General features: G+C 44.9%; 8 protein-coding genes. 7 read left to right on the top strand and 1 reads right to left on the bottom strand.

What is annotated here, in order from left to right:
• Positions 1 to 473 precede the first annotated feature (473 nt).
• The 6 genes from AACX38_RS02245 (at position 474) to AACX38_RS02220 (ending at position 8114) form a co-directional block, all read left to right on the top strand.
• Complete coding sequence (locus AACX38_RS02245; protein ID WP_228865648.1) at positions 474 to 1685, top strand: aspartate aminotransferase family protein; 1212 nt, start codon at positions 474 to 476, stop codon at positions 1683 to 1685.
• Positions 1686 to 1707: 22 nt separating this feature from the next.
• On the top strand, positions 1708 to 2754 hold the full coding sequence (gene astA, locus AACX38_RS02240) for an arginine N-succinyltransferase (RefSeq protein ID WP_228865647.1): 1047 nt from the start codon (positions 1708 to 1710) through the stop codon (positions 2752 to 2754).
• Positions 2751 to 4229: a succinylglutamate-semialdehyde dehydrogenase gene (astD, locus tag AACX38_RS02235; protein WP_228865646.1), complete on the top strand. Its 1479-nt coding sequence runs from the start codon at positions 2751 to 2753 to the stop codon at positions 4227 to 4229. The genes astA and astD overlap by 4 nt, the downstream gene beginning before the upstream one ends.
• Positions 4230 to 4312: 83 nt before the next feature.
• A complete protein-coding gene (gene astB, locus AACX38_RS02230; RefSeq protein ID WP_228865645.1) occupies positions 4313 to 5656 on the top strand; it encodes an N-succinylarginine dihydrolase in 1344 nt (447 codons plus the stop codon).
• Between the two features lie 12 nt (positions 5657 to 5668).
• Positions 5669 to 6643, top strand: coding sequence for a succinylglutamate desuccinylase (gene astE, locus AACX38_RS02225; RefSeq protein WP_228865644.1), 975 nt, complete (start codon positions 5669 to 5671; stop codon positions 6641 to 6643).
• 46 nt (positions 6644 to 6689) lie between these two features.
• Positions 6690 to 8114: an amino acid permease gene (locus AACX38_RS02220; protein ID WP_228865643.1), complete on the top strand. Its 1425-nt coding sequence runs from the start codon at positions 6690 to 6692 to the stop codon at positions 8112 to 8114.
• Positions 8115 to 8248: 134 nt separating this feature from the next.
• Here AACX38_RS02220 and AACX38_RS02215 read toward each other — a convergent pair whose 3' ends face one another.
• Complete coding sequence (locus tag AACX38_RS02215; RefSeq protein WP_099108401.1) at positions 8249 to 8914, bottom strand: ArsR/SmtB family transcription factor; 666 nt, start codon at positions 8912 to 8914, stop codon at positions 8249 to 8251.
• A gap of 163 nt (positions 8915 to 9077) precedes the next feature.
• Here AACX38_RS02215 and AACX38_RS02210 point away from each other — a divergent pair, with 163 nt between their 5' ends.
• Entirely contained in the window at positions 9078 to 10481 is a 1404-nt protein-coding gene (locus AACX38_RS02210; protein WP_228865642.1) for an MFS transporter, read from the top strand.
• Positions 10482 to 10698: the final 217 nt, after the last annotated feature.

The raw sequence follows: 10698 nt of genomic DNA, 5'->3' as shown, positions 1-10698 counted from the left end.
ATATTTATTTTTTTGTAAAAATTCGTATTTGCAAATATTTTTTAATATACCTGATTGTAAAATGTACCTTCAATAATTGAATAATTACCGAGCAAAACACGGCTGTTTTTCGCTCTGCCTAATTATATACCTCCTTTTATTTATTTTTTATGCAAAGTTTATGCATAAACTGAATAAAAAATCATTTTTATAAATTGTGAAAAACATCAAAAAAGTAAATTCATTGTGATTACGTTGTGTTGACTTTGTTAAAAATCAAAGAGATGATGCGATTAATTGTTAATCAGGTCTGGCAATGAAAGGTGTTGAAAGATTAATTTTAAGTTTCAGAAAAGCATTGATTCAATGAATGAATAAAACTAAAAATTAATAGAAATAATTAATGGAAAATATGAGTATATCCATTAATTTAAAAGACTCTTTAAATACACGCCTATTACCACCTTTCTTGTTAATTATTCGAGGTAAAACAAATGACGAAAGAAATTCAGAGAAGTTGGTTTGAACAGTATATGGTTCCTTGTTTTGCACCAGCTCCGTTTATTCCTGTCAGAGCTAAAGGCTCCAGAGTATGGGATCAGGATGAAAAAGAATACGTTGATTTTGCTGGAGGTATTGCTGTTAACGCATTAGGACATGCTAATAATGAATTAAAAGAAACATTAAACAATCAAATGGAAAACCTCTGGCATATTGGTAATGGTTACACTAATGAACCGGTCTTAAAGCTGGCAAAAGATTTAGTCGAGAATACCTTTTCTGATAAGGTTTTTTTCTGTAACTCCGGCGCTGAAGCAAATGAAGCTGCGCTGAAAATTGCCAGAAAATATGCTTTAGATAAACATGGCAGCCATAAAAGCGAAATTATCTCATTTGAAAACTCTTTTCACGGAAGAACATTATTTACAGTGACAGTAGGTGGACAACCTAAATATTCACAAGATTTTGCTCCTCTTCCACAACAAATCACTCATCTCCCTTATAACGATATTGAAGCCATTAAAGCACATATTTCTGATAAAACCTGTGCCGTCATTGTTGAACCTATTATCGGCGAAGGTGGTGTTATCCCGGCAACGCCCGATTTTCTGAAGGCGTTAAGAGAACTGTGTGATCAATATCAGGCATTGCTGATTTATGACGAAATACAGACCGGAATTGGCCGCACGGGGTATCTGTATGCCTATGAAGAAACGGGAATTGAGCCGGATATACTGACCAGTGCAAAAGGATTGGGCGGTGGGTTCCCAATCGGAGCGATGCTGGTTAAACATCATGTCGCAGAAGTATTCCAGCCGGGTTCACATGGCACGACATTCGGTGGTAACCCACTGGCAAGTGCAGTTGCTCATAAAGTGCTGAACATAGTGAACCAGAAGGCGTTTTTGGCAGGTGTACAGGAGCGCCATCAGGAATTCATCCGGCATATGACTGATTTGAACCAGCGTTACCAAGTGTTTAGTGAAATACGTGGTAAAGGGTTATTGCTGGGCGCAGAACTGGCGGACAAATATCAGGGTAAAGCGAAAACATTAACCAATCTTGCTGCGGAAGAAGGGTTAATCGCGCTGATTGCAGGGCCGAATGTACTGCGTTTTGCTCCGGCATTAAATATTGAACAACAGGATATCAACGACGGTTTTTCCCGGCTTGAAAATGCCCTCAAGCGATTTGTTCAGGAATAAACCCAGTTTTTGAGGTGATATCATGATGCTATTTAGATCCGTTCAACATAAAGATTTGGGGGATATCCTCGATCTCTCGTCTCGCGCTGGAGTGGGTTTGACGTCGTTGCCAAATAATCAGGAATATCTGGCGGCCCGGATTTCACGCAGCATTGATTCATTCCACGATGGGCGCGAGCGTTCACAACAGGGATTCTTGTTTACTCTGGAAGACACGGAAAAGCATCGTGTTGTTGGGGTGAGTGCGCTGGAGGTTGCGGTTGGGCTGGAGGAGCCTTTCTACAATTACCGTGTTCATAAATCGGTGCGCTCATCCCGTGAATTGGGAATTTACAATTCGTTTGAGACTTTGATTGTAGGGCAGGATCACACCGGATACAGTGAGTTGTGCACCCTGTTCCTTGACCCGGCTTATCATGGGGGGCGCAATGGTATTTTCCTTTCCAGGAGCCGCTTTTTATTTATTTCAGCGTTTCGCCATCTTTTTCCGAAAACTATTTTTGCGGAAATGCGCGGAGTAGTTAATGAACAGGGCGAATCACCATTCTGGAATGCACTTGGGCAACACTTTTTCAACGTCCCGTTTGCGCAGGCTGATTATCTGACAGGCATTGGCACCAAAACATTTATTGCTGAACTCATGCCGTTCCATCCGATTTATGTTCCGCTGTTGCCGGAAGAGGCACAGCGGGCTATCGGGCAGGTACATGAGAATACAGTGCCGGCCCGCGCGATTCTGGAAAAAGAAGGTTTTTCCTACCACGGTATGGTCGATATTTTTGATGCCGGCGCTATTTTGCAGGCTGAGATCGATGATGTGCGAACCGTAAAAGCCAGCCGGCTAGTGTCTGTTAAAAGAAAAGAGAATGCCTCCAGACAAAGTGATGGCAGGCTATGCATTGTTTCTAACCTACATTTTCAGGATTTTAAAGCGTTGCTGCTGAATATCTCTGACGCTATTGATAGTGATGAACTGCACCTGACTGGCGCAGAAATGGAAGCACTTCAGGTAGAGGAAGGGGATTTAGTTCGCTGTGCTGCTCTTTTTTCCGAGGAAACTTCACAATGAGTGATCAGGCAAATTACATTGATGGTAAGTGGGTAACCGGGCAGGGTGTACAGGTAGTTAAACATTCGCCTATTGATCAGCAAATTCTGTGGCAGGCCCGCAGTGCTTCTGTTAAGCAAGTGGAACAGGCTGGTCTGGCTGCACGCAGGGCATTTTCAGACTGGGCAAAGCTGGCAGTTGAAAAACGTATTGCCATTATTCAGGCATTCGCTGATTTACTGGCACAGGAAAAAGAAACAATTGCCCGTGTGATAAGTGAAGAAACCAGCAAACCATTGTGGGAAACCCGGACAGAAGTTCAGTCTATGATTGGTAAAGTTGCTATTTCTATTGAGGCATGGCAGCAACGGACAGGTTATTCAGAAACCGCCATGCCGGATGGAAAGGCAATATTACAGCATCGTCCTCATGGCGTGATGGCCGTTTTTGGGCCTTATAATTTCCCCGGTCATTTACCTAACGGCCATATTGTTCCCGCTTTGATTGCTGGTAACACATTAATCTTTAAGCCAAGTGAATTAACGCCGATCACAGCAGAAAAAACCGTGGAATTATGGATCAAAGCCGGATTACCTGCGGGGGTATTGAACCTCGTTCAGGGGGGCCGGGAAACAGGTGGTGCGTTACTGGATTGTCGGGAGATCGACGGAGTACTGTTTACGGGCAGTGCAACAACCGGTTTTCACTTCCACCGTCTGTTGGCTGGTCAGCCGGAAAAAATGCTGGCACTGGAGATGGGGGGAAATAATGCCCTGATTGTTGATGATTATGATGATCTTGATGCGGCAGTTTATACTATTATCCAGTCTGCTTTTATTTCCGCGGGGCAGCGCTGTACTTGTGCCCGCCGGTTGTTGGTAAAACAGGGTGAGAAGGGAGATGCCCTGATTCAACGGCTGACTGAAGCGGCTCGTCAGATAGTTCCGTCCCGCTGGGATGCTGAACCTCAGCCTTTTATGGGCGGTGTGATCTCTTTGGCTGCGGCAGAAAGCCTGCTGAATGCTCAATCAGGGTTGCTGGCACTGGGCGGCAAGGCCCTGCTGACACTCACACAACCGGATCCTCATTCAACCTTTATGACTCCCGGCATTATTGAACTGACAGGCGTTAGTCAGGTTCCTGATGAAGAGTATTTCGGCCCTCTGCTGACCTTACAGCGTTATGACACCTTTGAGGAAGCGATTTCCATCGCCAATGATACCCGTTTCGGTCTGGCGACAGGGTTGATTTCACCTGATGAAAGCCTTTTCCTTCGATTACAGGAAGAAGCAAGAGCCGGGATTGTGAACTGGAACAAACCACTGACCGGCGCTTCCAGTAAAGCACCTTTTGGTGGGGTTGGAGCATCAGGCAATCATCGCCCCAGTGCTTACTATGCTGCTGATTATTGTGCATGGCCAATGGCATCTTTGGTGACGGACAAACTGTCTCTGCCAGACACATTCGTCCCCGGGCTTGATTTTTTCCGCTCTTAATTTTTTCAGTTAGCTTTTTTCTGACCAGCCGGTTTCCAAAACCAGCTGGTTTTCTAAGGACAGCAGGGAGAACAGAGGTCACTATGTCGGGAATTGAAGCAAATTTTGATGGTTTAGTGGGTATGACCCACCATTATGCCGGGTTATCAATGGGCAATGAAGCCTCGATAAATCATCGCGGGCAGCAATCCAATCCTCGTAAGGCAGCCTTACAAGGGTTAACAAAGATGAAAGCACTGTCGGATATGGGATTAGTGCAGGGAGTTTTACCTCCACAACAGCGGCCTGATTTATCTGCTTTACGGCAGCTAGGATTTACGGGAAATGATGCACAGGTGCTTAATAAAGCAGCAAAATACTCCCCATTGCTGTTATCCAATCTCAGTTCAGCTTCTTCCATGTGGACAGCTAATGCAGCCACGGTATCCCCTTCTGCTGACAGTGCTGACCAACGTGTCCATTTCACGGTGGCAAATTTAAATAACAAACTCCATCGTTCACTGGAAAGTGTGACGACATCCCGGGCGTTAAAAGCTGTTTTTTCAGATCCGAATTACTTTGTTCACCATGCCCCATTACCTCAACATACTGACTGGGGAGATGAAGGCGCGGCAAACCATAACCGTTTTTGTGGTGAATATGGTGAAGCAGGTGTGCAGCTATTTGTATATGGCCGCAGTGCTTTCCGGGCCGGGCCGGTACCAGAGCGTTATCCCGCCCGTCAGACACTGGAAGCGAGTGAAGCAATTGCACGCTTACATCAGTTAGATGAAAGGCAAACTGTTTTTGCTCAACAGAACCCTATCGCCATTGATAGCGGCGTTTTCCATAACGATGTCATTGCGGTCAGCAACAGGAATGTATTCTTTTATCATGAGCAAGCATTTTTAAATCAGCAGTCAGTCTTGGCTGAAATTGAGGAAAAGCTGGCGCATCTCGGGCAAAACCTGAACCCTGTTGAAGTGCCTGCATCAAAGGTATCCATGCAGGATGCAGTCAGTTCTTATCTTTTCAACAGCCAGTTATTAAGCCTGCCTGAGGGTGGGATGGCGCTGATTTTACCGGAAGAGTGCAGACAGAACACCAACGTATCATCCTATCTACAGTCTCTGGTTGCGACGGGTGAAAGCCCTATCAGTCAACTCCATTTCTTTGATTTGCGCGAAAGTATGCGTAATGGCGGTGGGCCTGCCTGCCTGCGTCTTCGGGTTGCGATGCAAGAAAAAGAACTGACAGCGGTTAATCCGGCAGTGATTATGACACCGGATCTGTATCTGAGCTTAACTGACTGGGTTGAACGCCATTATCGAGATTCTTTATATACCGCTGATCTGGCCGATCCACAGTTGCTGACAGAAGTCTGCTCCGCTCTGGATGAATTAACCCAGATCCTCAGTCTCGGTTCTATCTATGAATTTCAGCGCTAATCAGGAGGATTGATGGATTTACTTTCCCCATTACTTGAAAATAAGCTTGAAAGTACACTGAGTTTCCCGCCTACATTAACCGCTAAATGGCTGGCAGATGGTGTATTACAGCTGATCCCACAAGAGAGTAAAAGCGATACGCTGATTATTTCCGCAGGAATTCATGGTAATGAAACGGCCCCGATTGAAATACTGCTCCAGTTATTAACACAACTGGTGCAGGGGAGTCTGTCGTTGCAGCATAACCTGCTGCTCATTTTTGGCAATTTGCCTGCCATGCGTGAAAGTAAGCGCTATATCCATAACGATCTCAATCGCATGTTTGGTGGCAGGTATCAGAATTTTCCTTCCGGAAATGAGACACAGCGGGCAGTTGAGCTGGAATCTGTGATACAGAGTTTTTTTCAGGAGCCTGCGGTTATGGCATCAACACGCCGCTGGCATCTTGACCTGCATACAGCAATTCGTGGTTCCTGCCATGAACAATTTGCCTTGCTGCCTTTCCAGCAACGTGAATATTCGCCTGACCTTCTACAATGGCTGGAAGGCAGTGATATTGATGCGATGGTTTTTCATAAAAGTGAAGGTGGAACATTCAGCCAATTTACCAGCCAGTATTTCAATGTAGACAGTTGCACGATGGAAGTTGGAAAAGTCTACTCTTTCGGGCAGAACGATCTGGCTAAATTCAGCAATATTACAGCAGCATTACAGAAGCTGATTGCTGGCGTATTTTCTGTGAAAAGGCAAAAACCGGAAATAAAACGTTACCGGGCAGTTGATTCAATAATCAAACAGGACAGCAGTTTCCAGCTTCATATTCCGCAAGATACAAAAAACTTCACGGCCTTGCCGGATGGTTTTGAAATTGCCAGTCAGGAAAATCAATCCTGGAAAATTACTTCTCCGGCAAACTTTATTTTATTTCCTAATGCTAACGTTGCCATTGGTCTGAGGGCAGGCCTGTTATTGGAGCAATTAACCTGATCAATCCATATCTATTCATATAAAAAGAAAAACCTGGAGGTTAATGATGACGAATACGGTAAAAACATCTGCGGAGCAATCCGCAGGTGCGCAGAAACTTCACCGTGGATTAGGAAAACGTCATGTCCAGTTGATTGCCATTGGCGGCGCTATCGGGACTGGTCTATTCATGGGAACAGGAAAAACCATTGCTGTATCAGGTACCTCTATCATTCTGACTTACCTGCTGATTGGCTTTTTTGCCTTTATGGTGATGCGGGCGATGGGAGAGTTGTTACTCTCCAACTTGGATTATCGTACCTTTGCTGATTTTGTCGCTGATTACCTTGGGGAAAAAGCCAGTTATTTTCTCGGCTGGACATATTGGATGAGCTGGGTAGTGAGCTGTATTGCGGATGTCGTGGTCTGTGGTGGCTATATTCAGTATTGGTTTCCTGATATTTCCCTCTGGTTTACCGCGTTGTTCATTCTTGGATTAATGTGTTTATGTAACTTTTTTTCAGTCAGGCTGTTCGGTGAGACGGAATTCTGGTTTGCCATGATTAAGGTTGTGGCAATAGTTGCATTGATTATTGTTGGCGTGGGTATGGTTGCTATTGGCTGGACATCACCAAATGGAGTCACGGCTTCTGTTCGCCATCTGACTAACCCGGAAGTCTTCCTGCCCAATGGCGTATTTGGTTTTCTGGCCGGTTTTCAGATTGCGATTTTCTCTTTTACTGGTATTGAACTAGTGGGCACTGTTACCGCTGAGACGAAAGAGCCGGAGAAGATTTTACCGAAATCCATCAACAGTATTCCCATCCGCGTTATTATCTTTTATGTGTTTTCCATGATGTGCATTATTGCTGTAACTTCATGGCCTCACATCTCTCCGGAAGTCAGCCCGTTCGTTACACTATTTGCACTGGCAGGATTACCGGCTGCCGCCGCAGTGATTAATTTTGTGGCACTGACATCGGCAATGTCTTCAGCAAACAGCGGACTATACGCCTGTACCCGTATGTTATATGGCCTGTCTACTGAAAAATTGGCTCATGGTTGGTTCGGGCGGCTTTCAGTAAATAGTGCAATTCCTGTTTTCAGCCTGATATTTTCTGTTGTTTGCATGGCAAGTGGTGTACTTCTCTTGTTTATCGTTCCGGATGTAATGAAGCTATTTACCATTGTTTCCACGGTAGCCGCCATCATGGTTGTTTATAGCTGGTGTATGATATTGCTTGCTTATCTGGCTTACCGTAAAAAACGCCCTGACTTACATGAGAAATCCATCTATAAAATGCCGATGGGCATTCCTATGACATGGTGCACTCTGATATTTTTCGCTTTTACCGTGGTTATCATGATTTTTGATTACGATACGCGTATTGCCTTGTATGGCACACCAATCTGGTTTGTTATCCTCGAGGTTTTATGGCGTATGCGGAAAAAACGGCAGCAGCAAAGAAGGGTTATAGATGCAGTTGATTAATTGATAATGTTGAGGATTTATTGAGCCAAAAGATCCGTTTAAATGCTATTTATAGCGCTCGGCATTATCTTATGTTTAATAGCCAGCCAGATGGCTTTTTCCACCGAATCATCTGGCCGGAATATAAGGTAAAGTCAGCGTTCTAAAGCCTCTACGCGCAAACCTGCTGCCCGCCATCCCGGAAAACCTTCTCCGACTCGCAGCGCTTTAAATCCTTCCGACCGCAGTAATGAAACAGCCTGAACAGAGAGTACACAGTATCGTCCGCCACAGTAAGCGAGAATATCCTGATTACGTGGTAACTCATCAAGGTGGTGTTCAAGGGTTTCTGTCGGTATGTTAATGGCTCCCGGAATATGCCCTGCGGCGTAATCTTCTTCTGAGCGGACATCCAGCAATAGTACCCCGTCTTCTTGCCTGCTGAGCAATTCTTCAATAGAAATACCTTCGAAGTGCTCCGGATAACGAATGCTGTCAGAAACGACACGCTGGATCTCAGTTTGCTGATAGGCAAGGTAGTCTCGTAAAGCAACAAGTATGTTTGCTACCGGTCCATCGCCAATTCTGTACAGAACATGCTTGCCTTCACGACGGGTCTGGACGAATCCGGCACGTCGCAATTGCTGTAAATGCTGTGAAGTATTGGTAATGGATAGCCCGGATATTTCTGCTAAATATTCCACTGAACTTTCACGCCTAAATACGGCTTCAAGCAGGGTTAGTCGATGTGAGTGCCCGAGCGTTTTAGCAAAATCAGCCATTTCATTAATAGCATGAGCAGTAGGATCAACTGTTTTCATAAGCAACCGTTTCAGATAACAAAAAGTTCGAGTATCGAGATGTGCAATATAAATAGCATAATTAATTCATCTTCACCATTGATCCATTAATTGTTGGAATGATAGATTAATGTCTTTGATCGCAAAACGAGCAATTTCATGTATAAAACTGATGAGGTAATTTATGAGTTCTAATATTGCCCCTTCTTGGGGGGAACTACTTTCCGGCCGCAACGGCCTGATCTCAATTGCACTCGCAGGCGGTGTCGCATTACATGCAATCAATATCTATATTGCTACAACAATCCTGCCATCGGTTGTTCGGGATATTGGCGGGCTTGAGTATTATGCATGGAATACGACTCTGTTCATGGTTGCATCAATTATTGGTGCGCCATTGTCTAAAAACGTGCTGAGTCGTTTCGGGCCTCGCGCTGCTTATCTTGTGGCTCTTGTCGTTTTCTGTGTAGGAACGCTGATATGCGCAGCAGCAACAGATATGCAGTGGATGCTTGTTGGGCGTTTTATACAGGGTTTTGGTGGCGGGATTTTGTTTGCCCTCAGTTACGCACTCATTCGTATCGTATTTGATGAGCGATTATGGCCCCGAGCGATGGCGATGGTGTCTGGTATGTGGGGCATTGCAACACTTTGTGGTCCGGCCATCGGTGGGATTTTTGCGAACGGGGATACATGGCGTCTCGCATTTATTGCTCTTTTGCCGGTTGCTGCTGTACTTGCTGTGATTGTGCTTGTTCAGTTGGCGATTTATCAAAAATCTGCGGTGCAGGCAGAGCGGGCTGCAATTGGCAAGATCCTGCTACTTGGGGTATCAGTGCTTATTATTTCGGTGGCAAGTCTGTCGAAGTTGGTTTTTATCAATATGGCTGGTGTCGTTATTGGTCTTGCGATTGTGGTATTGATTGCCCGCTTTGATCGTAAATCGAAAATTAAACTGTTGCCGACAGGTGCTTATGATATTCGTGCTCCTCTTGGCGCCATTTATGCCTGTATGAGCCTGCTTGTTATCGGTATGACAACAGAGATATTTGTACCTTATTTTTTGCAGGTCATTCATGGTTATCGCCCATTAATAGCGGGTTATGCGACTGCATTGATGGCGGCAGGCTGGACGCTTGGTTCGTTGTTCAGCTCCGGGCGTAGCACACAGATTGCACAGATGTTGGTTCGGCATGGCCCCATTCTGGTTGTAATTGCGCTTATCATGCTGGCAATCATCATGCCATCGCAATATCTGTTCAGCCCGGCTTTCGGCATTATATTGATGTGTATTGCACTTGCTGCGGTTGGTATTGGCATTGGTGCTGCCTGGCCGCATATGCTCACACAGGTATTTACGAGTGCGCCTGTCGGTCAGGAAGATCTGGCATCGACCTCGATCACAACCGTGCAATTGTACGCGACAGCAATCGGCTCCGCACTTGCTGGTATTGTGGCAAACATTGCCGGATTCTCTGAACCGGGTGGTTTAGCCGGCGCTCAAAGTGCCGCAGTGTGGCTGTTTGCGGTCTTTGCGATAGCTCCGGTGCTAGCTGCATTTGTTGTGCGTCGTGTACGTATTGGGTGAGAAATTAATCAGGCGCTGATCACTTATCTTGGTGATTAGTGCCTTTTTGTCAGCATTTTTATTAGGCTAATTTATAAATAATACACTCAGTCAATAAAACTGAAATTAAAAGAAGGTAGGGATTATTTTAATCGGGATATTGGTTTATAACTTTTTTCAGGTAATCTATTTTTCAAATTTAATTTTTTATGTTTTAATTTGTTTAAAATAGAATAAC

The organism is Xenorhabdus sp. PB30.3, assembly GCF_963895965.1.
Taxonomy (GTDB): domain Bacteria; phylum Pseudomonadota; class Gammaproteobacteria; order Enterobacterales; family Enterobacteriaceae; genus Xenorhabdus; species Xenorhabdus stockiae.
This window is presented reverse-complemented; position numbering and strand designations above follow the sequence as displayed.